Origin of the sequence: Leptospira noumeaensis (assembly GCF_004770765.1) — a bacterium.
GTDB classification, from domain to species: Bacteria; Spirochaetota; Leptospiria; order Leptospirales; family Leptospiraceae; genus Leptospira_A; species Leptospira_A noumeaensis.
The window spans coordinates 92,063-117,099 of the sequence record NZ_RQFK01000028.1 but is presented as its reverse complement, the minus strand read 5'-3'; the positions used below and the strand labels follow the sequence as shown (position 1 = coordinate 117,099).

At 35.6% G+C, this 25,037-nt stretch carries 25 protein-coding genes; 9 read left to right on the top strand and 16 right to left on the bottom strand.

Going from position 1 to position 25,037, the window contains the following annotated elements:
* The first annotated feature begins 140 nt into the window (after positions 1–140).
* Positions 141–623: a hypothetical protein gene (locus tag EHQ24_RS15790; RefSeq protein WP_135602591.1), complete on the top strand. Its 483-nt coding sequence runs from the start codon at positions 141–143 to the stop codon at positions 621–623.
* Positions 624–700: 77 nt separating this feature from the next.
* Here EHQ24_RS15790 and EHQ24_RS15785 read toward each other — a convergent pair whose 3' ends face one another.
* A complete protein-coding gene (locus tag EHQ24_RS15785) occupies positions 701–1,540 on the bottom strand; it encodes an SGNH/GDSL hydrolase family protein (protein WP_135602590.1) in 840 nt (279 codons plus the stop codon).
* A gap of 189 nt (positions 1,541–1,729) precedes the next feature.
* On the opposite strand from EHQ24_RS15785, the gene EHQ24_RS15780 reads away from it, so the two are divergent.
* Positions 1,730–2,194: a hypothetical protein gene (locus EHQ24_RS15780; protein ID WP_135602589.1), complete on the top strand. Its 465-nt coding sequence runs from the start codon at positions 1,730–1,732 to the stop codon at positions 2,192–2,194.
* Positions 2,195–2,232: 38 nt separating this feature from the next.
* On the opposite strand, the gene EHQ24_RS15775 is transcribed toward EHQ24_RS15780, so the two are convergent.
* From EHQ24_RS15775 to EHQ24_RS15710, 15 genes are all read right to left on the bottom strand, one after another.
* Positions 2,233–3,093, bottom strand: a complete 861-nt coding sequence (locus EHQ24_RS15775) for an AraC family transcriptional regulator (RefSeq protein ID WP_135602588.1) — start codon at positions 3,091–3,093, stop codon at positions 2,233–2,235.
* Positions 3,094–3,160: 67 nt separating this feature from the next.
* On the bottom strand, positions 3,161–3,553 hold the full coding sequence (locus EHQ24_RS15770; RefSeq protein WP_135602587.1) for a VOC family protein: 393 nt from the start codon (positions 3,551–3,553) through the stop codon (positions 3,161–3,163).
* Positions 3,554–3,683: 130 nt separating this feature from the next.
* Positions 3,684–4,523, bottom strand: coding sequence for a hypothetical protein (locus EHQ24_RS15765; RefSeq protein WP_135602586.1), 840 nt, complete (start codon positions 4,521–4,523; stop codon positions 3,684–3,686).
* Between the two features lie 78 nt (positions 4,524–4,601).
* Positions 4,602–6,122, bottom strand: a complete 1,521-nt coding sequence (locus tag EHQ24_RS15760; protein ID WP_135602585.1) for an LA_3751/LA_3752 family putative glycosyltransferase — start codon at positions 6,120–6,122, stop codon at positions 4,602–4,604.
* 155 nt (positions 6,123–6,277) lie between these two features.
* Positions 6,278–9,307 (bottom strand): PAS domain-containing protein, encoded by a 3,030-nt coding sequence (locus EHQ24_RS15755; RefSeq protein WP_135602584.1) that lies wholly within the window; start codon positions 9,305–9,307, stop codon positions 6,278–6,280.
* Positions 9,308–9,477: 170 nt separating this feature from the next.
* Complete coding sequence (locus EHQ24_RS15750; RefSeq protein ID WP_135602583.1) at positions 9,478–11,256, bottom strand: glycoside hydrolase family 15 protein; 1,779 nt, start codon at positions 11,254–11,256, stop codon at positions 9,478–9,480.
* Positions 11,256–13,430 carry a bifunctional alpha,alpha-trehalose-phosphate synthase (UDP-forming)/trehalose-phosphatase gene (locus EHQ24_RS15745; RefSeq protein ID WP_135602582.1) on the bottom strand — a complete coding sequence of 725 codons (2,175 nt, stop codon included), beginning with the start codon at positions 13,428–13,430 and terminating at the stop codon, positions 11,256–11,258. The genes EHQ24_RS15750 and EHQ24_RS15745 overlap by 1 nt, the downstream gene beginning before the upstream one ends.
* A 212-nt stretch (positions 13,431–13,642) precedes the next feature.
* A complete protein-coding gene (locus tag EHQ24_RS15740) occupies positions 13,643–14,707 on the bottom strand; it encodes a hypothetical protein (protein WP_244310473.1) in 1,065 nt (354 codons plus the stop codon).
* On the bottom strand, positions 14,689–14,952 hold the full coding sequence (locus EHQ24_RS15735) for a hypothetical protein (RefSeq protein ID WP_135602581.1): 264 nt from the start codon (positions 14,950–14,952) through the stop codon (positions 14,689–14,691). The genes EHQ24_RS15740 and EHQ24_RS15735 overlap by 19 nt, the downstream gene beginning before the upstream one ends.
* Before the next feature lie 242 nt (positions 14,953–15,194).
* Positions 15,195–15,329, bottom strand: a complete 135-nt coding sequence (locus tag EHQ24_RS19410) for a hypothetical protein (protein ID WP_279633560.1) — start codon at positions 15,327–15,329, stop codon at positions 15,195–15,197.
* A 488-nt stretch (positions 15,330–15,817) separates the two neighbouring features.
* Positions 15,818–16,336 carry a hypothetical protein gene (locus EHQ24_RS15730; RefSeq protein ID WP_167483091.1) on the bottom strand — a complete coding sequence of 173 codons (519 nt, stop codon included), beginning with the start codon at positions 16,334–16,336 and terminating at the stop codon, positions 15,818–15,820.
* A 37-nt stretch (positions 16,337–16,373) separates the two neighbouring features.
* Positions 16,374–17,099: a hypothetical protein gene (locus EHQ24_RS15725; RefSeq protein ID WP_135602579.1), complete on the bottom strand. Its 726-nt coding sequence runs from the start codon at positions 17,097–17,099 to the stop codon at positions 16,374–16,376.
* On the bottom strand, positions 17,077–17,316 hold the full coding sequence (locus EHQ24_RS15720; RefSeq protein WP_135602578.1) for a hypothetical protein: 240 nt from the start codon (positions 17,314–17,316) through the stop codon (positions 17,077–17,079). The genes EHQ24_RS15725 and EHQ24_RS15720 overlap by 23 nt, the downstream gene beginning before the upstream one ends.
* Before the next feature lie 337 nt (positions 17,317–17,653).
* Complete coding sequence (locus EHQ24_RS15715; RefSeq protein WP_135602577.1) at positions 17,654–19,078, bottom strand: hypothetical protein; 1,425 nt, start codon at positions 19,076–19,078, stop codon at positions 17,654–17,656.
* On the bottom strand, positions 19,075–19,674 hold the full coding sequence (locus tag EHQ24_RS15710; RefSeq protein ID WP_135602576.1) for a hypothetical protein: 600 nt from the start codon (positions 19,672–19,674) through the stop codon (positions 19,075–19,077). The genes EHQ24_RS15715 and EHQ24_RS15710 overlap by 4 nt, the downstream gene beginning before the upstream one ends.
* Positions 19,675–20,387: 713 nt before the next feature.
* Here EHQ24_RS15710 and EHQ24_RS15705 point away from each other — a divergent pair.
* Genes EHQ24_RS15705 through EHQ24_RS15675 form a run of 7 tightly spaced genes read left to right on the top strand, consistent with a single transcriptional unit; the run spans position 20,388 to position 25,030 of the window.
* Complete coding sequence (locus EHQ24_RS15705; protein ID WP_020776532.1) at positions 20,388–20,621, top strand: hypothetical protein; 234 nt, start codon at positions 20,388–20,390, stop codon at positions 20,619–20,621.
* Positions 20,622–20,623: 2 nt separating this feature from the next.
* Positions 20,624–21,523 (top strand): 30S ribosomal protein S2, encoded by a 900-nt coding sequence (gene rpsB / locus EHQ24_RS15700; RefSeq protein WP_135602575.1) that lies wholly within the window; start codon positions 20,624–20,626, stop codon positions 21,521–21,523.
* Positions 21,524–21,528: 5 nt separating this feature from the next.
* Entirely contained in the window at positions 21,529–22,125 is a 597-nt protein-coding gene (gene tsf / locus EHQ24_RS15695) for a translation elongation factor Ts (RefSeq protein ID WP_135579135.1), read from the top strand.
* Positions 22,115–22,861 carry a UMP kinase gene (pyrH, locus tag EHQ24_RS15690; RefSeq protein WP_135585145.1) on the top strand — a complete coding sequence of 249 codons (747 nt, stop codon included), beginning with the start codon at positions 22,115–22,117 and terminating at the stop codon, positions 22,859–22,861. Before tsf ends, pyrH begins: the two co-directional genes overlap by 11 nt.
* A complete protein-coding gene (gene frr, locus EHQ24_RS15685; protein ID WP_135602574.1) occupies positions 22,851–23,402 on the top strand; it encodes a ribosome recycling factor in 552 nt (183 codons plus the stop codon). Before pyrH ends, frr begins: the two co-directional genes overlap by 11 nt.
* Before the next feature lie 45 nt (positions 23,403–23,447).
* Positions 23,448–24,122, top strand: coding sequence for an isoprenyl transferase (locus EHQ24_RS15680; protein ID WP_408611738.1), 675 nt, complete (start codon positions 23,448–23,450; stop codon positions 24,120–24,122).
* A complete protein-coding gene (locus tag EHQ24_RS15675; protein ID WP_135602572.1) occupies positions 24,119–25,030 on the top strand; it encodes a phosphatidate cytidylyltransferase in 912 nt (303 codons plus the stop codon). The genes EHQ24_RS15680 and EHQ24_RS15675 overlap by 4 nt, the downstream gene beginning before the upstream one ends.
* Positions 25,031–25,037 lie beyond the last annotated feature (7 nt).

Here is a 25,037-nt window from a genome sequence, read left to right as displayed (position 1 = left end):
TCATAATATTCTTCGAATCTCCTAAATCGTCCCAACTATATTTAATAGAATCGTAATTTTAAAATGGTTGTTAGTGAAACAGTAATTCGATAGTTTGATGGTGTATTTAATTGAATTTAAGTTTCTTTAGGGAGTGAAAAATGATTCTTTTTAATCATATTTGGATTCTGTTCATCGTTGTTACAGTCATTAACGCACTAGTTTTAAAGTTTAGATCCCAAAAATACATAAAAGAAAAACCGGAGTTAGAACCTGGATATGACAAAATGGTGAAAGGTATTATTGTCTATGGGAATATTCCTTGGATCATTGTTGGAATCGGTAATCTTCTCCAATATACAACTAGCTTAATTGATTATTTATATATAAAATCTTTAAATCCTTTCGTAATCGTTTTTCATATTTCTATCTTAACTCTTTGGTCACTCGCTTTCTATTGGATCTATTTTAACAATGGCGCTGAGTTTTTAGTGAAACATCCTGGACTTGTCAGGGTGAAAGGTGGTGGTTTTTTTACGGAGGTCAGTCCAAAGATGATTCAAATATTTTTTGGACTGATACTCTTCTCTAATTTGATTGTACTTTCCTTTTTGTTGTATCGGCTCAATGTGATCCAACCTTAGTTGAAGAGTATCGTATTAGCAAACGTTAGTTGGCTTTAGATTCTGTCGGGTTTTATCGGTTCCGACAGAAAATCCTTCTATTTCTCGTTTGGTAAAATTTCCTCTAATGCCATGCCTTCCAAAATCTTTCCCCCACGTTCATTCAGATGGATTGCATCTGTTAAATAATAATATCCATTCGAATCTCCGAGATCATCCCAAGTAGCCGTGGTCGAATAGTATCTTAGGATGGTCCAATACATTCCCCAAGTGTTTTGGGTGTATGGTTTACGAGAACTTAGCTTTGATTCGTCTAGGCCTTGGGATAGGGTCTCATGCAGTGGTTTGTAGATAGTTTTTTCCTTTGTAGCTACTTGTTTGGTAAGTTCCGCAAATCTTTTTGATCTTTGGAAAGGAACTGAGTTTGGATCTTCTCCTAGAACAGGTGGGGAAAATACAATCAGTTTTGCTTTTGTTTCTTTTTGAATGGATTGGATGATTTTAGTTAAGTTAATTACAAAACTTTCTTCTGTGACTGGTTCTTTTAATTTCCAAATGTTTGCATAACGATTGTATTCTTCTTCAGATAAGGTAGCTTTTAAATCATTCGTTCCAATCAAAAGGAAAACATAATCTGGATTCAACTTTTTTAAATTCTCTAGTTGTTCTAAAATTTGTACAGTCAATCTGCTGTTGATTCCTTCGTTAATTATTTGAAAATTAGTTAACGATGGATTTTTCGAGATAGAACCTACATAATCATAACTGACCCTACCATGAGTGATGCTATCTCCAAGAAATACAACTTTCTGTTTTTTGTCAGAGTTGGTTTCTAGGGAAGATTTGAGATTATTTGGAGGGACTTTTGTTGCTTGGAAAATAACACAAGATTCAAAAATAAGAAAACTAAAGATCCAAAGTTTTGATAGAAGTTTCATTCGCTACATTTTAAGAAACGATGAAAAAGAAAAAAGTAAAATTTGGATGTCGAATCAAAAAACGATGAATGAATTTAGTGGTTCGGATTGTCACAGAAGTGTTGTTTTGTGCGAATTTTGGTAAGCGAAAAAACAAATGCCAATTGAGAAAAAGTCGACGGTTCGAATGAATTCATATCAATAGTTCAAATGTATCCAAAATCGTTTCGTTTTTTTTTCTTTAAGATTATTTTTGCCATAGCAGTTACGTTTTACGGCTGTATTGGTGATTTGTATTTTGATACACACAACGAAATGAACGGAGATAAGGTGTCGAGAGATGTCGCCGTACGACAGTTTTATGGTGCATTGGTGGTGAAACGTTCCCTTTGCCCACAGTCGATGGATACTACTCTAACTAGCGCTGGTTATTATACTACCAATCTAGGATCCGGATGTAACAGCTCTTCTACAACAAAAGAATCACAAACCACTCTCAGAAGTTGTAAGTCGGTTTATAAATACGTTCAGAAAAAGGATTTAACCGTATGTTTGAATGAAGTTTTATTTTTTCCCTGCGAGTCGATTGTGAATGCCGCAAATAACATTCGACCCAATTTCCCCGTGTGTCGTGGTCTGTTTGGGCCAGGGCCAGAAACTCCATTGTCTATGTAGTTTATGAGCCACCGATTCTCAGTAAACTAAAAGGAATTTTATTCAATCGGAATATAAATATCCGTAATTCGTTTATTATCTTCTTTTTCAAAAGGATTCAGATAACACTCCCAAGGTGGTCTGTTCTTTAGTTTGATTGGAGTTGTTTTGATATATTCATTTAAAATCCAATCGTAAATTTTTGGCAGGCCTTGGTAACTTCCCTCGTAACGAATTTGTAAATACTTCCCAGAGGGAATGGTTTGGATTCCAAATCCTTGAGGAAGGTTTTTTTGATTTGTTCCAATGGTAATACCCAAATCAAATCGAATTTTTCCTTTTGGCGAAATTTCAGGATCATCTTGGCTGATCCCAATCCATTTATGATGGAACTGAGATGAATTCCAGTGATCAATCAAAGATTGGATTTGTTTTACTTCCTTACTCCCAGGGATTGGTCCGGGTAGTTCTTCGTAAGTTCCGATATGGCGAACAAAAGCTATAAAAAAGGAAGAAATGTTTTTTTTCTGAAATCCAAATTTCGAAATTCCGTCTGGCAATGTTTGGTGAAATGATTTAGTTAATGATTTTTTCTTTTGGTATTTTTTTCGGAAATCAGAAGGTGTAGAACCAATCACTCGTTTGAATGCTTTGGAAAATGCTTCATGTGATAAAAAACCAGCTTCCAAAGCAATTTCTATAATAGGAAAGTTTGTGATCTTTAATTCGTATGCAGCTTTTTCTAATCGTAACCTACGAATGTATTCCTTTACATTTTCACCTTGGAAGGACTTAAACAACCGATGAAAATGCCAATCACTATACCCAGTAAAAAATGCAATTTGATTCAGGCCAATGGTATCATCCAATTTTCCTTCTAATTGGTTCCAAACTGGATAGAGGTTGGGTGTTTGTGGCAATGGAGGTTTTCCTACTTAAGTATAAAACTAAGTTAAGAAAGTCCATAGCCATTTGTCTTTCTAAATTTTAATTTGGATTTCTTTCTTGGACAATATCAATGCCGATTCCATTGGGATCAATCAAAGTGAAGTGGACATCTCCCCATTCTTCCGTTGTGAGAGGAAGGTCAATCGGTGCGTTTTTTTGTTTTAATTCTGCAAATTCTTTTTCCACATCTTTTGATTCAAAGATAAACCAAATCCCTTTTCCTTGATAAGGAATTTGAAAATAAGGTTTTCTCACCTGTTGTTGGTTAGGTTTCATGATTGCGATTTCCACTTCAGGCTTATTTGGTAAACATAATAGAACAAACCAATCTGATTCAAATTTTGTAATCAGTCCTAACCATTTCTCATAAAAGGTTTTTGTTTCATTTAATTTTTCGGTAATGATACCTGTTTGGATTTGTTGGAATGCCATATTCTCTCCTTTTGATTGAATTTAGTATACAGGAAATGAAATGGACAGATTGGATCGTTTTTGCTATTTTTGGGCGCATCGCACAATGTGCGACCGCGCTCTCCGCTCCAATCTTTGCTTCGCAAAGGATTTACGCTACGATCCCTTGCGCTTCTTTGTGGAGCCGAAAAAAATACATTTCTACAAAAGCTTTGATCACAAGAGTGATGATAGGGCCAAACAAAGGAAATTTGATCATTAAAACAAGAACCCCAAAATAAAAGAATAAAAATCCAATATAAAATATAGGAGTGTATTCCCAAAGATCAGATGGATTGTTTTTTATGCCAATCATAGCTCGAAAGGCATTTGTAATTCGTTGGAATTGGTTGTGTTTAGGAATTTGCGGAGTACCTAAGGCAACCCAAGCCCAAGAATCTTTGTAGTTTTTATAAGTCTGCGTTTTAAAAAATTCAAAAATTTTGGGTAAATAACGATAGAGTGTGAACAAAAAGATTCCCCAAATATAATATTGTTCTTTTGGTTCGAGTGAGTTATAGAGGTTTAAAAAAATAAAGTTTGCTTCTATTCCACCTGTGGTTGCTACACTGAGGAATAATTCAATCATCATATAAAAGAAAAAATTAAAACCAACTAGTAACATTATAATGCAGATCAATGCACTGAGTAGGATCGCACCAAAAAATGGAACAAAGATAAAATAAAAAATTTTTCCAATGATTGGTTCTGGGATGTTCAAATCTTGCAAACCCATTTCTTTACTTTCTTGGATTGCGGCATAAATTGCCGTTGAAATGAGTCGAAGCATTCCATACCCAAAAACAAAATACAACTCAGGATAAAGAGCGATCATAATATTTCTTGGTTCAGATGCAAAAATAAATAAACCAAATAAGGGAGCCAGGTCTGCCAAAAAATCCGACCATTCTCTTTTTGTCCAAGGAAGTAAACTGAGTAAGAAGTTCTGCATGGTGCAGAGAGAATATAAATTTAGCTTAACGATTTCAAATCAATTTTTTGCTTTAATCTTGTGTTCCCCTGGAAAAAATTAGCGGTTTTTTGCTCGGATACACCTCCTGGCGAGCACTCTAGAAGAACGTTCTTCTTTCTCGCAGTTGTAACCTGCTTCTTTCGAATCAAATAAGATGGCCGAAAATACATCTTTTTCTTCCGTATTGTATTTGGTTTCTTTCCCAACGGTCAAAACTATAAATTCTTCTGGAGCCATTTTGTTAATATTATCGTAAAAATATTTTACAACTTCTTTTCTCCGAATAGAAATTACTTTCTGATTTAATAGATCTAAACCAAAACTTCCGGATAATATTTCATTTGTGGTGACAATGAGGGGAGAATGGAATTGGGTCAATTCTGAACGTAATTTTTTTAGTTCCTTACTTGAAAGATAAAAAACAACCATGATCAGCGTTGTACAAACAAATGACCAGGTATAAAGTAATTTGAATATCACTTTGTTTGTTTGTAATTCATCCATCTTTTCATTTAAGAGAAAGGAGAGAGGGTATACTAAAACAAGTAAATACCTTCCGGTGAGAGTGATTCCGTCATTGGGTGAGGTTAAAGCTACAAAAAATAAAAATAGAATCACAATAGATAAATGGAATGTTATATTTAAGTTTTTAAGAATTTGAGTTTTTCGTAACTTGATGAAAAGATAAATAAAAATAGGAGTATGGAGAAAAAAACCTAAAGACCAGGCGGATTGTCTCGGGTAGGTAAATGCGATAGATAAAAAAATCTCAATTTGTTTGTAGAATTGTTTTTCAAACTTACCGAAATTTGTTAGATATCTTGTGCCAAGTGGATGGGAATAACTGACTGCATTCCAAATTAAAAATAGAACAATAAACAAGAAAAAAATGGAATACCTTTTCGGATGGATCGATTCCAAAAAAGATCGTTTTTTTACAAAATAATAAATTAGAAAAATTGTCGATTGTATGGAAACAAACAAAAGAATCCCTTCCAATCTAAGCCAAAGAGATAATCCGAGAAATATGTTTCCTAAAATCCAATTTTCTTTTTTATCCTCTAAAAAAGCTTTATATAAAAAAACATAACCATAACCAGAAAGAATTAAAAATAATCCATTCTCTGAAAAATCCACTAACAGTGGAAATGTTACAGTTCCGAATGCTACTAGAAGAACCACCGATGTTTTGATCCCGTTTTTGAATAATAATCTCAAAAATAGAACTAAAAAAACAACATTGAAGTATGGAAGAAAATTTAAGGGTAAAAAACCTAGTAAAGAATAGGGGAAAGTGAGTCCAATCGGATACTGTCCAATCAATCGTCCTTCATGTAAAAAAACAAATCCTTCATTGAGAGGACTCATTAAAAAAAGAGGGTCTAAATCTTTGGCTGAATAAAGGATTCCTTCTGTAGACCAATTTTGATTCCAAAGCGAAATCACTTGGATCATTTTCACTAATGGGTCAGATAAATAGAATGTATCGACACGAATCAGAATCTGTAAGATGAGCAACAGAAGAGAAAGAGAAAAAATGATGGCGACGTTTGTAGGTTTTGCGGTCACAACTCGCATATTCGTTTGTCTGTGTAAATGGTAAATATAAAATTGATCATCATTGCTACGGATAGAAGAAAATTTCCCTTCCCGTCGCAGTTTAGATCCAATCTCATGAATTTGTGGTGGTTATCCTTTGATTAGGTAAAATGGAGAGCCTATTTGGCAAGGTTCTAAATAGGAAGAAGCACCGTAAACGTTGTTTTCCCAGGTTTAGAGTTCACTTCAATATGTCCGTTATGTTTGAGAATGACTCGGCGGACAATATCTAGGCCGAGGCCACTCCCTTCTCCTAGTTCCTTCGTTGTAAAAAAGGGTTCAAATATCCTTTCTTTGATATCATCCGGAATCCCGCAGCCATTGTCTTCAATAGTCACTTCTACCAGAGGAATATGGTTGGTTGTTGATACTTTTTCTCTCACATGGACGCTGAGTTGGCCTTTATAGCTCATCGCTTGAATGGCATTAAAAACTAAGTTGGTCCAAACTTGTATGAGATCATCAGGATAACAGTAAATAGGCGATATGGATTCTGGGTAATCTCTGATCACTGTGATTCCATTTTTCATTTGGTTGTTATAAAGTGTTAAAACGGTTTCTATATTTGTAATGATATCGGCTTTTACTTTTCCACCTAGTTTATCAAAGTGGGTAAAGTTTTTTAGTGCATATAAAATTTTGGAAACACGTTGGATGGATTCAAGTGTGGAATTTAAATATTGGGCTGCCTGGATATAATCAAGTCCGTAATTGAATAGTACTAAAAAGTCTTCTTCTTTTGCCAGAGATTCGATTATATAAAAAGAATCTTGGATTCCTAAATCGATTACTTCTTCTGCGATGACTTCGGAGTATTTACAGCCAAGTTCGTTCAAATGGACAGTCAAACTTCGTTTTTGTTTTCTAGAAATAGAACCGTGTACGTGGTTTTTTGTATTAAATGATTTTAAGAGCCAATCAAAATATGTTTTTCTAATTTCTGGAGATTTTTGATTGAGGAAATGGATGATTTCACTTTGCCTTGGGATTTGGTCTTTGATTTTGTTTAAGATCAGTTCGCTAGATGCTTTGATTGCACCTAAAGGATTATTGACTTCATGGGCAATACCTGCGATCAATTGTCCAAGAGAGGCCATCTTTTCATTGAGAATGAGTTGTGATTGTGTGAGTTTTAATTCATCGAGAGCTTTTTCAAGTTCGATTTTTTGTGTGACGATACGATCGTTTCTTTTTTGAATATCATCTAATGCTCGTTTAATGGATTCGGCTTCGTTGATGGAGGTTAGATCAATAAAAGAAAGGAGGTATCTCCCTTCTCCTATTTCCTTTTGATTGATTTGGAGCGGAATCGAAACACCATCTTTTTTGTGCCCTTCCGCAGAAAATGTTTTTTCTTTAGAAGACAACCCCATCCAAAGAGGGTCGCCAATCAAACTAGAAATTGTGATTTCATGAAATGTTTCATAACCGAATAACTTTTGGAAAGCAAGGTTTGCATCTATGATTTGGTCTTCTTCGGTGATGACTATGGCTTCACTTGCAAAATTGTAAAAATTTCTAAATCTTTTTTCGTTGGTCTCTATGGTTTTAAGAAATTCTACTTTTGCAGATACGTTTTCTAATACACCAACTAGACGGCCTGGCTCCGAGAAGTCAGTAGATAAAAATGCTCCTCTTTCTTCAATTGGAGTAAAACTTCCATCTTTTTTGCGAATTCGGTAGTAGGCTCGGTAAGGAGTCCTTGTAGCAATGGATTCTTTGAGAGCCTGGATTGTATGCAAACGATCTTCTTCATGGAGTAGGTTTTCCCATCCATCGATATCAAATTGGTTGAACTCTTCTTTCCCGTAACCTAATACGGATTTAATGGCACCGTCCCAGACAATTTTTCCTGAACCTACATCGTAATCATAAATAATAAGTCCCGTTTGGTCAGCCACCTCATGAAATCGGTTTTCGTTATCTAGAAGTTCGATTTTTTTCTTTTTAGAGTCGTCTATGTTTTCGATACTTCCAATGATTTTGATTTCTTGATTGGCATCTAAAATTGTTTTTCCTTGGATACGAACCCAAAATTTCGTTTTGACCATCATTTCTAATTCTAAGTCAAATGGTTCGAAATTTAGTTCGGCTTGTTTGAATGCACTAGCAATGATTTGGCGATTTTCTGGTGTAAAAAATGCAATTAGATTTTCTTTGTTTGGTTTGTCGTGTTTTGGATCATTATCTAATAAAAAATATAAATCGGGAGTCCAGAACATTTCGTCTGTTTTCACTGTCCACTCCCAAACTCCTGATTTTGAGGTACGGCGAATTTCTTCACTCAGATCATTTTGTTTTTTAAGATTAAATTCTATATTTTTGATGCTGGTGATATCTTGACCAATTCCCAATACTTCGGTAGGAACTCCTTCGGCGTTAAAAGAAAAGTTTGTTTCCCAAACACGAAGCCAATGGATATTCCCATTTTTGTGGAATACTCGGAAGTCGATTTCATAAATATCTGTGTTTTTTTCCGCTAACATTCGTTTCGCATGTTCTTCGATTCGTGGAACATCATCCGGATACAAAATATTTTTAATTAAAAAATCAAATGTTAAAATGGAGCCAACTTGATAACCTAATTGTGTTTCCAATGTATTGTTTAAATAAAGAAACTCATCTGTCGCAATAGATTGGATATAAATGATTCCGGGAAGGGTTTGTGTTACTTTGGATAAAAGTTTTTCCTTCTGCTCTAATTTTTTTTGTAATTGAACTACTTGGTCTTTTTTTTGGATTACTGCTCTAGCAAAGGCTCCACCATTTGCAGTTGTATAATTATATAAACGCACTTCACAAAAAACTTCTTCCGATTTATTGTTTAAATGAACCCAATCAAACCGAATACTTCCGTGTCTGAACCCTTCACTAATATAATGTTTTGCGAGAAAATCCGACAACTGCCCGTTTGGTTGGTATTTCGGGCTGATATCCATTACTGATAGTTTTGTGAATTCTTCTTTTGTAAATCCAAGTACGGTTGTTAGTTTTGCATTGCAGTCAGTAAACAACCGGCTTTGGATATCAAAAACGACAATGGCTTCTTCATCTTGTTCAAAAAAGGTCTTATAGGTATTTTGTTCTTTTTCTTCGAGGATTTTTTCCAGCTCAGCGATTTTCTGGATTGCCTCTTCTAAACTAATACCTTCGTAAGTTTTCATAAGATTCTTGGATTTTATAATTTTTGAGAATTTTTAGAATGATTCAAGACAAAATGAAGTTTAAGGAAAGAAAAATAGAAGTGATTCGAATGTCGTTTCGATCGTGAAAGGAAAGGTAACGTTGGGAATTTTAGATCATAAGGTTAGGGATTCCGCTATCTTTTAAACGATTACCAGAACAAACTTTTAGACTTCTTTTCGGAAATTTTTTGTGCTGCATTTACGAGTCCTACATGACTATAGGTCTGAGGGAAATTGCCCCACTGGCCTCCCGTTTTCGATTCTAAGTCTTCACTAAATAATCCTAGATGGTTAGAATGTTCGCAAACATATTCAAATAATGCAACAGCCTCATCAACGCGATCCATACAAGCCAGTGCTTCGATATACCAAAATGTACAAACCAAAAATGTCGTTTCCGGTTTACCAAAATCATCTTGATGAAGATATCGATACATGAATCCATTTTCTGATTTTAAAGAATTTTCAATCGCTCTAATATGAGATTTCGCTTTCTCAGTTTTTGGATCTAGGTAACCAAGAGTGATGAGTTGGAGTAAACTTGCATCCAAATCTTTTTTCCCTTGTGCTTGCGTATAACAACCGAGTTCTTCATCGTAACAAGCTTCTATATTTTTTTCGGCTTTTTTCATTAAAACTTCGGTTTTATTTAATATTTCATCCTGACCTAGTTGAATAGCAATTTCTCTTGCTGCTTTTGCACCTATCCAATGAAATAAAAACGTATAACAATGTTTTTGTGAAAAATTACGAAATTCCCAAAGGCCTGCATCGGGCTCATCCATGGTCAATTCAATTTGTTCTAAAATGCTTTTTACTAAGTTTAGATTATGGAATCTATTTTTTTCAGGAATCCGTTCATCTAAGTATAGGGGGAGTAAAGATAACAAAATTTGTCCGTAAGCATCGTTTTGTTTATGCGTATATGCAGAGTTGCCAATACGGACTGGTCCATTTTTTAAATATCCATCCAACTCTAAAATCTTTTCTTCTAGTAGGGATTCTCCAAATATACTATATAATGGTTGGAATCTTCCTTCTTTTGTAGGTGTTAGATTGCTAATGTATTGTGAATATCTTTCCAATTCTTCAAATTGACCGAGATTCGTGAGTGCGAGTAGGGTATAAAAACCATCGCGTAACCAACAGAAACGATAATCCCAATTGCGACCTGACTTAGGAGCTTCAGGTAAACTTGTAGTGGAAGCCGCAATGATCGCTCCTGTTTCTTGGAACTGATGGAGTTTTAAACAAAGTGCAGAACGAATTTGTTGTTTTTGCGCAAAATTCGGAATCGTACAGTGTTTGACCCAGTTTTGCCAGTAGTTTTTTGTTTTTATGAATTCTGATTCAATCCATTCATTCAAAATGATTTCTTCTGGGACTGATTCAAATAAACCCAGATACAATGTCTGGTTTAGTTGGAAAGAGTTTCCTTTGAGGATTTGGTTTACCGAGACGTTTGTTAATAATTTAATTTTGAATTCAGAAGATTCGTATTGAATTTGGTTTGATACAACTCTTGGTCGTAAAATTTCACTGCCATAAGAATATGTAGGATTTATTGATATTTTAATTTTTATATTCCCATTTATTGGAATGATTTTCCGATACAAATTTCTTTCGTAATGTAACACACCGTTTTTGTAATATCTAGGTGCGAAATCAATGACTGCGAATGAACCGGTTTCTGTAACTATATCTGTACGAAGTATGTTTGTATTTTCTAAATAAGATTGTGAATGCGAAATAATCTTCGATTGAGGAATCAGTGAGAAAGATCCACAACTCTGATCAATTAAATCACCAAAAATTGGAGAACTATCGAAATTAGGCCAACACAACCAAACTATTTCTGCTTTGGTATTGATGTGGGCGATATAACTCCCATTGCCGATAATTCCAAGATTGTATTTATGTGGTTCCATCAGTTTTCCTTTTTCAAGTGGGAAATTAAATTTTGAATCCAAGAGTGGACTTCTTCCGGGTTTTTGAATCGGTATTTTGCCATTGTTTCTGATTTCCCAATTTTAATAGTAAATGCAGATTCTGGTAATTCTCGAAACATGTCTTCGTCTGTTGTGTCATCACCAAACACAAATAAACTTAATTCAGACTGAGGAACTATTTTTGAAGCGGCTTTCCCTTTGCCGGTTCCATATTCCCTTACTTCTATAATTTTATTTCCCCTCTGGACAAAAAATCCACTATTGGAAGAAATTTGAGATAACTCATCTAACATCTCTCTTGCGGCATTGAGGCCAATGTCAGGGTCTGCATTCCGAAAATGCCAAACTAAAGAAAATTCTTTTTCTTCGGTAAAGGATCCAGGAACTCTTTTTGTAAATTCATTTAAATGGTCTTTGATTTGTAATTTCCAATCTACATTAGAAGTAAATAGAGAATTCCACTTGGATCCGTAAGGTGGTTTATGCCAGGCACCATGTTCAGCTACGAGATGTATCGGAAGCGTGTGAAAAGTTTTTTCTAGAAACGATTTATCTCTGCCGCTGATGATGGCGATGGATAGATTTGGAATTTTTAACATTTCCTTAAAAGAATTCAGTAGCTCCTGACTTGGAATCGCCAAGTGTGGTAATGTTTCGAAGGGAACAAGTGTCCCATCGTAATCAAAGATAATAAAAATTGGTTTGTCTTTGGGTGGTAATAAAATTTCAGAATTTGGTGATACTGATTTTGTTTGGAATGCTAAATTCTTTTTAGAGGTATCTTCTGTATCTGCAAAGATTCTTTTAGCCCAATCGTTGACCGTGTTTTCTGAAAGGCGAGTGATCATCACCTGGTTTCGAAATTGAATTTCTTTTTCATCCATTTCGATTGCTTCTTTGATTGAATCTGCCATTCCTGATAAATCATTTGGGTTTACTAAAATTGCTTCCGGTAGTTCTGCTGATGCTCCGGCCATTTCGCTTAAGACCAACATCCCGTTTGTTTGAGAAACCAAAAATTCTTTTGCTACTAAGTTCATTCCATCGCGAAATGGGGTAACGAGCATTACATGAGTGTTGCAATATAAAGGGACCAATTCTTCGAAGGGGAAACCTTTGTATTGGTATAAAATAGGAGTCCAGTCTAGTGTTCCAAAACTTCCATTAATCGATCCTACTTTTTCATCAATAGCTCTTTTCATGGATTGATAACTCGATACATCGGTTCTTGATGGAACAAGTACTAATACTAACTTACATTTTTTGATCCATAGAGGATTTTGTTTTAAAAATAGTTCAAAAGCATTCAGCCTTTGCAATACACCTTTGGTGTAGTCTAGTCGATCTACGGAAAGAATTTGTTTGAGATCTTTATGGTTTTTATTGAAGGTTGATGCTATATCCCGACATTCTTCAGATTTTGCATAGTCGGAAAATTGTTTTACATTGATCCCCATTGGGAAAGCACCTGTTTTTGTTATGTGATTTTGATGGTAAATGATCCCTCTTTCGTTTTCGATTCCTAAACATCGTAGTAAAGTTCTTAAAAAATATTGTGTATAACTTTGCGTGTGAAAACCAATTAAATCGGCTCCTAAAACTCCTGTTAAGATTTTGGTGCGGAACCTTTCGGGTAATAAACGGAAAATTTCAAATGTAGGAAAGGGAATATGCAGAAAAAAAGAAATTAAAATATTGGGATATAAGTTTCTTAAAATTCCTGGTAATAAAAAAAGGTGGTAGTCGTGTATCCAAACCCAATCTCCTTGTTGGTAAACTTTTGCTACTGATTTAGCGAATTCATTATTGGCTTCTTCATAGGAATCAAAAGTAGTATCTAAATATTCGCAGTGTGCAGTGAAGTAATGGAATAAAGGCCAAAGGGTTTTGTTACAGAATCCATTGTAAAAAGAATCAGCTAACTTTTGTTTTAAGAATACGGGAACGGTGCCATGTTCCTTTTTCATGACTTCCGCATAGGTTGATTGTTCTTTTTCTGGTATGGATTTACCTGGCCAGCCTACCCATATAATTTCATTTCCTTCTGATTTCCACTGTGATAAAAAACTAGAAAGCCCGGTGGCTAAACCACCTACGTTAGGTGTTCCATCCCATTGGACTGGTAACCTGTTGGATACAAGTATCAATCTCATGCTACAAGGAAAACATTTAGAAAGATCATTGCAAGGGATTTATGTGAAAAAAATACAACAATCGGTATGTTGTTATATATTAATATTATTTTAGTAAAATGATTTGTGTAAACTATTTAGACTGTTTTACAATTCGAATGTTAATTTTTTTTATTCGCCAACCAACCAAGTATAGAAATTACCCAAATGATTTGTTTAGTGTTCTTTTACGTTCATTCGTTTAATTCCTTTAAAATCTCAAGGGCCCATAATTTTTTTGTATAAAAAATCATTCTGTCGAAATTATCTTTTTCTTTGTGGATTGTGTCTTTTGACTCTTTGGTTTTCATAAGATTGGATAAATCTGCTTTGAAATTTCTATGACAAAGTTGTTTATTCCCATCACTTGTTTTTTCTAAACAATCGTTTTTATTTTTACAAATTGAATCCAAACCAAATTGATCAATAGGACAATTACTGTAAATGGTTAGGTCTGGATTCTTTCGACAGTAACAGCCGAAATAAATTTGATTGGATGTGTTTTGTATTTTAGATGAAAGAGAAGAAGAAAAATCGGAAAGGTTGGGATTTTCTTTCAGACTCTTTTGGTTTCTATTTCGAATTTCGCCCATGTAATTGGAATCTGTCACACATTCATAAGGAAATTCTAAACAGTTATCGATCAGTTTTTCGTTAGTTAAATTAACAATTTCTGATTTGGGTTTTGGATCCCAGATTTTTGGAAGTTGGAAGGTTTCTCTACGATTTTTTGATTTGGTTAAACTTTCTATTTCTCTTTGTTTATCTTTTTTTTGTAAAAGAGTGTCTGAATCCATCAAAAGATATTCTCTAACTACCATCATCGGTAGGTCTGGTATTTTTTTTGTTCTCTCTGTTTGTATTTTTGCATTTAACTTTTGTTTTGTAATTTCATCAAAATACAGAAGATACCCAGTGACATGGTATTCGTCGCAATCGTATTTGCTAAAAAATGGTATAAAGGAAAACATCCAGATGTAGTCAGGTGAATGGTAAATTCTTAGATCTTCAATCGCATCAAATGGTTCTTTCGATAAGTTGGAAATTCTATATTCTCCATCTTCCCAAATTTGGATCAGTGAGTAATGATTATTTAGTTTATTTGGAAAAAAGAGTCCAGGGGAGCAGGTAGTTCCAATGAATGGTAGGCGTTTGTTTGTTTGGTAATCTTTTTTTTCAAAAGTGATTTGCCTATAGGATCTGTGGTTTGTACAGCCGACAGAAAAACCAATAAACAGGATTAATAATATTCGATGCATATAAATCCAGAAGATTCGTAAACTGATACAATTGTATTCTCATCAATTAGGTCAAAAATTTTGATCAAATCGACATCAGTTGTTTCGCAAATTCTCTTTTTCTTTAGTTTGGGATCTAAATTTTTTGTTTGTTCTGGAACAACTGTTCCTAATTTGACAATGTTCCCTCTGAAATTGGCAATCGTTTCAAAGTTTCCAGTTTTTTCATCATAATAGACTCGGTTTCGGTGACTTGCAGAACTCATATTCCCGAATCCATGAAAACTAGGGCCTGCAATACAGTTTTGAAAGCAAAACAGAAATAAGATGGTGTTCCGTTTCATTTGAGTATGATGATCATCCATTAAACAAATGAATCAATCATATTTTTTCGATGGATTCGTTCGAATTTAAAATAACACTTGTTCCGTGGTTTTGATAAAAAGTTAGATTCTGTACTAAGGCACAAAACTTAGTTATGTTTTGTTTTAAGGTAATTCATCAAATGCTATAAATAATTTGCGAGAACAATGAATAGTGCCCAAATATCAGAGATTAATGCAGTGGCTTCTTTGAAGTTGACATAATCAATTCCGCGAATGATGTGCAGTAAACCTGCCGCTCCCAGATAAAGTCCGCCCATGGTTGCCGCAAGTCGCAGGGATGGAAAAAATAACTATAAGACGGCGAGTCCTCCCATAAGTAAATTCGCAAATCCTAATTCTCTGATGATGATATGGACGGATTCACTTAATTGTAAAATTCCTGCTGTAAATGTGGGATTTATTACCTGGCTGATCCCTGCGCTTGCGAGTCGGATCCCGATCGCCCAGAATAGGAGTCACTTCCATGTGATATCCAAAACCTTGGTTTGTCTGGAACGAAAATAGATTTCTCCTAATATACAACAAATAGGAGCAACCAACATAACGACTGATATATAAATTACGTATCCCATAAAGATTTCTCCTTCAATTGTCTATCTGGCCTCCTTCGATACTATAAATATATCCAAAGTGCCGTTATTGAGGCCTGTTCGTTGCAGATCCTTTTTTCCCGATTCTAGTTTTTTTTATAATATTATTTTTGAACAATGTTGGTAAACTGACGATGCAAATCCGAATTAGTAGTTTACAATCTTGTTGTAAAAATTAATTTTTCACCTTTTTTGTAATTAATTACAAACAATCTTTCAACATCAGAAAGAGGGATCAATAAACTACAGTTACTGTTTTGTGCAAAAATAGCCAGGTAAATATTAACATCATACAAATATTCTAGTTCGGAATTAGTCATTTTGTTGGTAATTTGAAATCCAGCACAATTTAAATTAGGCGAATAAGAATTTAAATTTGGGGACTCATTTTTTTTTGCGATGTATGGATCTGTGTATTCACCTAAAGATTTAATATACTGAATTTCATTATAGGCATCAATAGTACATTGATTGATTGTCAAAGCCAAATTCTCAAGTCCTTTGATGAACTTGGTTGTTCTATTCTTATTTAAAATTTCTTGTCTATCTACAGTACAATCCCCAAATTTTACTGCAGAACAGTATTCATTGTCTGAGTTAGAGTTTCTTGAAAGAAATCTACAGCCTTCTAGGTTTGAATATATAAAACCGAATAATAATGTAGATTTTTCCAAAGAAGGTCCAGACTCTCTGATACATGATATAAAAATGCTAAAAATTAAAATTATAGCTTTTTTCATAAGAAACTAATGTAGGAATATTTTTTTCAAAATTAATGCCACTTTTAGATTCTGGATATTGTAATCTCAAATATTCTTCTAAACGTATTTCTTTCGCCTTAAAAGTATTTGTTTTTTCTCCAATTGAATCCGTATCAAAATTTACATAAGCATCTATTGCGTAATATGCGGTTATAAAGAAGAATAGTGCAATGGAATAGGTAAAGTTTTCCCTTGCATTAAGAAATTTTGCCCTCGATTTATCATAATCCAAAAGATATGTAGAATTTTGAACTCTCCTTTGGCTAGAGATAGCTTCACTAAAAAAGAATGCCATGCTTGCGAAAGACACCGATTTAATTCCAAAAGCCCACAAGTCGTTTTTCTTTTTAGACTCATAACTTATGTTGGTATAAGTTGAACCACTTTGAAAGTAAAAAACACTCTCTATTAAACTTCGAGTAGGTGATGAGTTGGATATTAATTCAACATATTCCTTATCAACAATCGATATCACTTTATTCTTATCAATAACATGTCCGTTTTTGCCCTGTCTTAGATAATAATTTCCGCCAGTCTCATGTGAATATTCCGCATTTATCTGATAACCGTCTTTCAAATTAATATATCCATTTTGCCAAGTAGATTCGGAAAATATTGGATTCGCGAATAATAGGCAGAAACTTAAAATTAACTTACCATTTAATAGAGCTTTCATCATCGATTTCCAAAATTGCTTTTGTTGGCTGGTTCCCGGAGTAAAATTTAAATGACCCATTTATTTTTTCATAAAAACAAAAATCAATCAATCTCGCCTCATCAAAATTTGGTGGATGAGGCAAAATAGTTACTTTCATTAGTTTATGTTCGCAGGTAGATTTAACTGCCTTTTTACTAATTTCAATAAAGTTTTCTTTTTCAACTTTAGATTCCAAATCTAAATTCCGAGTCTCTGTAACGCTATCCTCTTTACAGGAGACACAAAAATTTAAAAAAATAACTAAGAGAAAAGTAAATCTAAAGCTCAATTTAGAATGCAACCTCTTACTGTATTATTACAATCTTGGTAAGACCTTCCACAGGTTCCAGTTGTTTCGGGGTTATTGGTGCACTGATTAAACTGCTCTTGGCAATATAAATACAATGCTCCACAAACCCTTTTGTCACTTTCTTTCTTTTCAGAAAATGGACTTGTTATTTTGCCGTCATTCGAACACCCCAAAAACAAACCAAACAGAAAAATACTAATTAGTTTTAACACGTCTTTCATATTCAAAAACTACAGTACCCAAAATAAAAACAAAGCAATAAAAGTAACATTGCATCCTCATTTGCTTCAGGAAGTTCCGGTGGCTCTGGTGTCCAACCTACGGGTTGTCCAGTTTGAAAAGTCGCTGAATTAGTAAAATTACAACGGTCACCTTGTGATGGTATAGGATTATTCCACCAACCAAGAGCGGTTATTTTATTTGAAACTAACGTTGCATGAAGTGAATGACCCCAAGGGTGGGAGAAATGAATAGAATCTCCGTCATATAATGTAGGATTTCCAGCCCACCATTGCCCCCGTGCCACTTGTCCCCAGTCCGCAAATTCAAGCCACTCATCCATATATTCAGTATTTCTTTGCATTGCCACTAGATTTTTTATCATAATAGTTTGGTATGCAAGTTCCTTAGATACCCAAGTAGAATCGGTTCTTTTGCTAGCGGACATATTCAAAGCTGTAGCAAGAAATTTCTCTGCTTCTCTTTCTCTTGCACCGGCGTAGATAGCTGAGGCAGTCATTTCAACCACATTTGGTGGTTTGTGACATTGTCCCATGTTTATGCATGTTGTAATATCAGAAAGGGCTTGACCTCCAACTTGAATGGCACCTACCAAAGCACTTAACGTCTGACTTAGAATTGAATTCATGAAATCACCGAAAATGCCTTGATCTCCAAAAAAATTGAAATCAGGAACAGATGGTCTAGGAGTATGACCTAAAAGCAGTACTTTTGCACCTTGTGCTTGGTGATAAGTAACAATTCTATTTAAATTATTAACTACAGCATTATGACGAAATACTGTTAACCATGGAATAGCTTTTAGTAATGATTCGTATCTTACGATATCATTTCCACCGTATAATATTACTGCATTTTTATTTTCTAAATTGATATGTGTATCAGTTGCAGGATTAGGGAAAAATAAGCTAGGATTACTTCCACCTTTTATATCGAAGTGCTTTCTTAGATCTTCAGTAGTTGTCCCACCTACAGCTCGCTTATCTATTAAATTCCAATTTGCACCATAATAAACATAAGGATCCACAGGGATGTCAACCTGTTGGTCCCCAATTATTGGGAACGGAAATTTCTTAGGGATTCTATCAATCCAATCTGTCATTGAATCTCCCCAAAATATTATGTGCCTTCGATTGTTATTTAATACATCTGTCTCAGAAATATTTCCTCTCGGCATGTCAGTCGGACGGTTTTTTAAAAAGCACTTCTGCCCAAGACTATCATTAAAAATTCCTGCGGCTTCAGTTTTGGCTAATAGAGCCATGACAAATGTTTCCAACAATTGGGATTGAGTTGGAATACCGTTGAATGTTGCATTAAATTCATCAAAAAATTCGCTCAATTGACTCGCCTGTAAAGGCAATCCAAATACCATTGTAAAGATTAAACATAGTATTTTATTTTTCATTTATTTCTAATTTCCTCAGCATATTTTCTACCAGTCATTTCAATTATCCGTTCTCTAAGTAATAAATACTTCTCTGAAAGTTTCCCCAGAATCAGGCATTCTTCGCTATTTTCAGGAGTACATACTTGTTTTAATGATTGCAATCGATATATCCAAGAAACGATTTCATAGCGGAATTCCACCAGAACAGGTACGGGAAATTTCTCAGCTTCAACCATCATTTGCTGTATGACTTGATCTGAATATTCTTCTATAGTCATGCCTGGACTATAGCCTTCTACGGGACCAAGGAATTTCAATTCATCTTCCGTAATGTTTTTTAAGTTTTCATTGATACTTTTGAATCCTTCTAGTTGAATCATTTTAGATTCAAGCAGATCATGTCCTCTTTTGTGTTCAATATTCTTGAAACTCTCCATCGATTTAACTTCATCCGCAGTAATAGGCGTAGGCGAAAAATTTTCTGGGACTATGAGAGCAGGAAATTTTGGCGCTGGAGTAACTGATAGGAATGGAGGCAATTTCCCCTTCGGGGTGTTAAAATCACAGCCTACAATTGCAAATCCTGATATAACAATTAACAAAAATCTATCCATATAACCTCGTATGGCCATGAAAAGATATTAAAAATATTAGAATATTCTGTTTCTAATATTTTTAATCTGTCAGACCGCTAAAAACGGTTTTACAGCGTTTTTAGAACGAAATGAACGTTATTCATCATTTTTTTTGAAATAACCGAAATGATAGGTTATGAAAGTTAAAAAATAACTGATTTTGGATAGTTTAATCTATAATCGAAAATTTTATTATCATATGCGACATAATATATTTTCATCAAATCGCTTTTTTGGTTAATTATTAAAAATCCTGAGCGCTTCCGATTCTTAGGAGTAATGGATGGTGATAACTTCACTGTTGATTATCAAAATCTCCAAAATTGTAAATTTTAGTTTAGATTTCTAAGTAACAAATTTCGCAATATAATTCTAAAGAATATTTATTGAATTATTCAAAAAGTGTAATTTGATTTTTTCATTTTTCTATCTGTTTCTCAACCAAAATAAAAACAGCATATAAAACTGCGGAACATGCCTCCGTTTATAATAAGTATAGTTGTTGGGTGTAGGTGATTTAAGATTTGGATCCTTAGAATCCATCCGCGCCCCGGATCGACCGAGCGCCCTCGTCGAGGGAGAGCCGGAAATGGCGCCCAAAGTCCATTTTGGAAACCTTCTTCTGCCTTTCCCCTTGACAATCTGCCTAAATTCCAAATCCTGACAGGGAAGCTTGACAAAGGTGCTTTTGGATGAACAAAACCCAAATCGGGAACCTACTTTTGGTGCTTTTTTTGGGACTGATGGCGGGAGCTGTGGCTGGAGTGGTCCTTGACCGACTTCTTGGCACAACATACCTCTCTCGGTTTTTGTTCGATTCACCAGTATCATTAGAGCTTTACATAATTAAAGTCGAGTTCCAGCTAACCCCTGCAAGTATCGTTGGTCTTGTAGCGTCTGGATATCTCGCATTAAAAAAGGGGTAACTATGTCAGTAATTTCCATGAAAAGTCTGCTAGAAGCAGGCGTACACTTCGGTCACCAAACACGTCGTTGGAATCCAAAAATGAGCCCGTATGTTTATACTGCTCGTAACGGAATTCACATCATCGACCTTCAAAAGACTGTTCAAAAAACAAAAGAAGCTTACGATGCTTTGAAAAAACTTACCGGTCAAGGTAAGAAAGTTCTTTTTGTAGGAACTAAAAAACAAGCTCGTGGCGCGATTGAAAGAGCCGCACAAGCTTGCAGTATGTACTACGTATCTAACCGTTGGTTAGGTGGACTTTTGACTAACTGGAACACAGTGAAGAAGTCAATTGCTCGTTTGAAAAGACTTGAGCAAATGGAAGAGAACAACTCTTTCGAACAAGAAGCTAGAACTAAAAAAGAAGCACTTTCACTCAAACGTGAGTTAGAAAAACTCCGCCAAACACTTGGTGGAATTAAAGATATGGCTGTTGTGCCTGAGATTCTTTTTGTAATCGATCCTAAAAAAGAAGAAATTGCTGTAAAAGAAGCAAAAAAACTTGGTTTGAAAGTGTTTGCAGTGATTGATACAAACTGTGATCCAGAGCCAATCGATTACCCAATTCCAGGTAACGATGATGCGATTCGTGCGATTTCTTTATTCCTCGATACTATGGCAAATGCTGTACTCGAAGGAACAGGTGGAGAAGTCATCCAAACTAATTTTGCTGAAGATATGGACGCAGAACAACTTGCTCTTGAATACCAAGGTGAGTATGACGAATCCGGAAAATTCATTATGGACGATGAACTTCCTCCAGTTGCAAAAGACATCCCTGTGGATGCAGAAGCAGCGAAAAAAGCAGCAGAAGTTGTAGCAGCAACGGAAGCAGAAGTAAAACCTACTACAGAAGGATAATACTAATGGCAGTTAGCTCCGAACAAATTAAAGATCTCCGCGAACGTACTGGCGCGGGGATGATGGACTGCAAAAAAGCCCTCGAAGAAAAGGGTGGCGATATTGAAAAAGCAGTTACATACTTAAGAGAAAAAGGTTTAGCGAAAGCAGCGAAACGTGCTGGTCGCGAAACTGGTGAAGGTAAGGTCATCGCTTACATTCACGGAACAGGAAAAACAGGAGTTCTTGTAGAACTTAACTGTGAAACTGACTTCGTGGCAAACAATGAAGCGTTTGAAGCTCTTGGAAAAGAGATCGCTCTTCAAATCACTGCGATGAACCCACTGTATGTAAACGAAGAATCCATTCCTCAGTCAGAAATTGACAATGAGATGGGTGTGCAAAAAGCACTTCTTGAAAAAGAAGGCAAAAAAGCAGACCAAATCGAAAAAATCCTTCCAGGTAAAATGAAAAAATACTTTGAAGAGATTTGTCTCATCCACCAAAAATCGATTCGTGACAACTCCAAAACCATCAATGACCTTCTCCAAGAAGCCATTGCGAAGTTTGGAGAGAACATTACTGTTGGTAGGTTCTCGAGGTTCCAAGTAGGTGGGAACTAGTCCGCGTTTCAAAAGAATTCTTATCAAACTCTCCGGCGAGGCTCTTGCCGGCGAGGGTGAACTTGGTATTGATACCAATAAAACATTTTCACTTGCCGGACAAATCAAAGAAGTTCATGACTTAGGTCTCGAAGTTGCTGTGGTTGTCGGTGGGGGAAATATGATCCGTGGCGAAACCTTAGCAAAGTCTGGAATGGACAGAGCTACTGCAGACTACATGGGAATGTTAGGCACCATCATGAATGGTCTCGCCTTACAAGATGCATGCGAAAAACAAGGGATGTTTACTCGAGTTCTTTCCGCCATCGAAATGAAATCTGTGGCCGAACCTTATATCCGTAGACGTGCGGTTCGCCATTTAGAAAAAAATCGTGTCATTATATTTGCCGGTGGAACAGGAAATCCGTATTTTACAACGGACACTACTGCTTCGTTACGTGCAGTGGAGGTGGGATGTGAAGTCATCCTTAAAGCCACAAAAGTGGACGGAGTGTACACTGCAGATCCTAAAAAAGATCCAACGGCAAAACGTTACCTAGAAGTTTCTTTTATGGAGTCCATCAAACACCGATTAAAGGTTATGGATTCAACTGCTCTCAGTCTCTGTATGGACAATAATATGCCCATCATTGTGTTTGATATTTTTAAGGCAGGAAATTTAAGAAAATTAATCGATGGAGAGCCAATTGGTACGTTAATCTCCAATTCAGAGGAAGTGATTTTAGATGGTAGATGAAATTATAAAATCCATGCAGTCCAAAATGGACAAAACGGTTGATGCTTTGAAAAAAGACTTCGGTACGATTCGTACCGGAAAAGCAAGTCCAATGATGGTTGAAGACGTAAGAGTGGACTATTATGGAACACTCACACCTCTCAACCAACTTGGTAAAATTGCTTGTCCAGAACCTCGTATGATCCTTATCACTCCTTTTGAAAAAGGAATGTTGAAAGACATTGAAAAAGCTATTTTTGCAGCAAGTCTTGGGCTCACACCTAACAACGATGGAACTAGCATTCGTATTAATATTCCCGAGCTAACAGGGGAAAGACGAAAAGAATTGGCTAAAGTGGTCAAACAAAAGTCCGAAGAAAAAAAAGTTGCCATTCGTAATATCCGCCGTGATGCCAATGATGAATTAAAAAAACACCAGGCAGAAATGTCCCAAGACGAACTCAAAGGCCACCAAGATAAAATCCAAAAAATTACGGATTCTTATATTGCCAAATTGGGAGATTTAGAAAAGGAAAAAGAAAAAGAGATCACCACTCTTTAATTTTCTATGAAGTTGAACACAATCCCTGCCCACATTGCTGTCATCATGGACGGAAATGGAAGGTGGGCCGAAAGCCAAGGGAAAAAAAGAACCGAAGGCCATAGAGAAGGGGCGAACGCAATCGATCGCCTTTTGGATGTGGCCTTGGAATATAAAATCCCCAACATTTCTCTCTATGCATTTTCCACTGAAAACTGGAAACGTCCTATCACTGAAATCCAAGCCATCTTTGGTTTGTTAGTTGAGTTTATTGAAACTAGACTCGATTCCATCCACGAAAAAGGAATTCGCATCCACCACAGTGGAGCACGGAATAAACTTTCTAAAACTGTTTTAAGTAAGATTGACCATGCGATGGCTGTCACAAAAAAGAACAAAAAACTGACTGCCAACTTTTGTTTAAACTATGGTGGCCATGAAGAGATCCTCAGTAACTTTTCTCGGATCATGGCTGTGCGTAAGTCCAAAAAAGAGACTTTGGACAAACCCATTAGTCCCAAAGAATTTGAAAAATATTTGTATACATCCCCTTTGCCGCCGGTAGATTTATTGATCAGAACTGCGGGAGAACAAAGGATATCCAATTTTCTTTTGTGGCAGAGTGCGTATGCTGAAATGTATTTTACAAATACACTTTGGCCGGACTTTGGAAGAACCTCTTTGGAGGAAGCCCTTCTTTTTTTTGATTCCCGAAAACGTAAATTTGGTGGTTTGTTATGAGTGAGACAACACTCCGTATTCTATCTGCAATCGTATTGACTTTTGTCTATGTGTTTATGATCTTCCATAGTTCCTTTTACTATTTGGAATTTTATGCCTTTGGTTGTATTACCATCTACTTGGGTTTAAAAGAATTGTATGCATTTTGCAGAAGAGAAGATTCCAAGCCTTTTTTTGGAACAGGCCTTATCTTTTCACTTTTGATTTTTACTGTTTACTACATTCAGTTTTTGGGCCTTCAATTTGAAGTCACTCCTCCTGCTTTTGTTTTAGAGCTGTCAAAGGTTTTACGGGAAGGATTCCATCCGATTCCGTTTTTACTCATAGCTCTATCTCTGACTGTTTGGATTTTGCAAATTCTGAAACGCCCATTAGATGGTGCTCTGTTTTCAGCGAGTGCGACAATACTCGGTCCAATTTATCTAGCCATTCCCATCGGTCATTTTTTACTTCTACTCGCGTTTCCTTTTGGTGCTTATTATATCTTTCTTGTGTCTGTGATTACTTTTATGAGTGATGCAGGTGCTTATTTTGGCGGTCGTTGGTTTGGAAAACATCCTGCGGGCCTAAAGATCTCACCTAAAAAAACTTGGGAAGGGTATGTGACTGGAAATATCACTGCTGTACTCGGTGTCCAAATTCTCAATTTTACTTGGGAACATTTTAGTGGTGTGAAATTGCCGATTGGAGTTTTAGAATCCATTATCGTAGCTTTTGTCGTTTCTATCATTTCGGTGATGGGAGACTTGGCTGAGTCTGCTATGAAACGAGATGCCAAAATCAAAGATTCTGGAAGTTTGATTCCTGGTCACGGTGGGGTTTTAGATTTGGCCGATGCACTTTTATTTACCGTTCCTGTGATTTATTATTATTTCCTATTTAAGGGAATTCTCGGTTACGCGGTCTGATTCTCAG

Bases quoted from the DNA above. Each gene is read 5' to 3' on its own strand.
- EHQ24_RS15765 (WP_135602586.1), bottom strand. From the start codon at position 4,523: ATGCAGAACTTCTTACTCAGTTTACTTCCTTGGACAAAAAGAGAATGG.
- EHQ24_RS15785 (WP_135602590.1), bottom strand. From the start codon at position 1,540: ATGAAACTTCTATCAAAACTTTGGATCTTTAGTTTTCTTATTTTTGAA.
- EHQ24_RS15755 (WP_135602584.1), bottom strand. From the start codon at position 9,307: ATGAAAACTTACGAAGGTATTAGTTTAGAAGAGGCAATCCAGAAAATC.
- EHQ24_RS15780 (WP_135602589.1), top strand. From the start codon at position 1,730: ATGTATCCAAAATCGTTTCGTTTTTTTTTCTTTAAGATTATTTTTGCC.
- EHQ24_RS15715 (WP_135602577.1), bottom strand. From the start codon at position 19,078: ATGAAAAATAAAATACTATGTTTAATCTTTACAATGGTATTTGGATTG.
- EHQ24_RS15770 (WP_135602587.1), bottom strand. From the start codon at position 3,553: ATGGCATTCCAACAAATCCAAACAGGTATCATTACCGAAAAATTAAAT.
- rpsB (WP_135602575.1), top strand. From the start codon at position 20,624: ATGTCAGTAATTTCCATGAAAAGTCTGCTAGAAGCAGGCGTACACTTC.
- EHQ24_RS15710 (WP_135602576.1), bottom strand. From the start codon at position 19,674: ATGGATAGATTTTTGTTAATTGTTATATCAGGATTTGCAATTGTAGGC.
- EHQ24_RS15750 (WP_135602583.1), bottom strand. From the start codon at position 11,256: ATGGAACCACATAAATACAATCTTGGAATTATCGGCAATGGGAGTTAT.
- EHQ24_RS15745 (WP_135602582.1), bottom strand. From the start codon at position 13,430: ATGAGATTGATACTTGTATCCAACAGGTTACCAGTCCAATGGGATGGA.
- EHQ24_RS15675 (WP_135602572.1), top strand. From the start codon at position 24,119: ATGAGTGAGACAACACTCCGTATTCTATCTGCAATCGTATTGACTTTT.
- EHQ24_RS15740 (WP_244310473.1), bottom strand. From the start codon at position 14,707: ATGCATCGAATATTATTAATCCTGTTTATTGGTTTTTCTGTCGGCTGT.
- EHQ24_RS19410 (WP_279633560.1), bottom strand. From the start codon at position 15,329: ATGGGCGGACTTTATCTGGGAGCGGCAGGTTTACTGCACATCATTCGC.
- EHQ24_RS15760 (WP_135602585.1), bottom strand. From the start codon at position 6,122: ATGCGAGTTGTGACCGCAAAACCTACAAACGTCGCCATCATTTTTTCT.
- EHQ24_RS15680 (WP_408611738.1), top strand. From the start codon at position 23,448: ATGGACGGAAATGGAAGGTGGGCCGAAAGCCAAGGGAAAAAAAGAACC.
- EHQ24_RS15790 (WP_135602591.1), top strand. From the start codon at position 141: ATGATTCTTTTTAATCATATTTGGATTCTGTTCATCGTTGTTACAGTC.
- EHQ24_RS15725 (WP_135602579.1), bottom strand. From the start codon at position 17,099: ATGAAAGCTCTATTAAATGGTAAGTTAATTTTAAGTTTCTGCCTATTA.
- frr (WP_135602574.1), top strand. From the start codon at position 22,851: ATGGTAGATGAAATTATAAAATCCATGCAGTCCAAAATGGACAAAACG.
- EHQ24_RS15735 (WP_135602581.1), bottom strand. From the start codon at position 14,952: ATGAGTTCTGCAAGTCACCGAAACCGAGTCTATTATGATGAAAAAACT.
- EHQ24_RS15705 (WP_020776532.1), top strand. From the start codon at position 20,388: ATGAACAAAACCCAAATCGGGAACCTACTTTTGGTGCTTTTTTTGGGA.
- tsf (WP_135579135.1), top strand. From the start codon at position 21,529: ATGGCAGTTAGCTCCGAACAAATTAAAGATCTCCGCGAACGTACTGGC.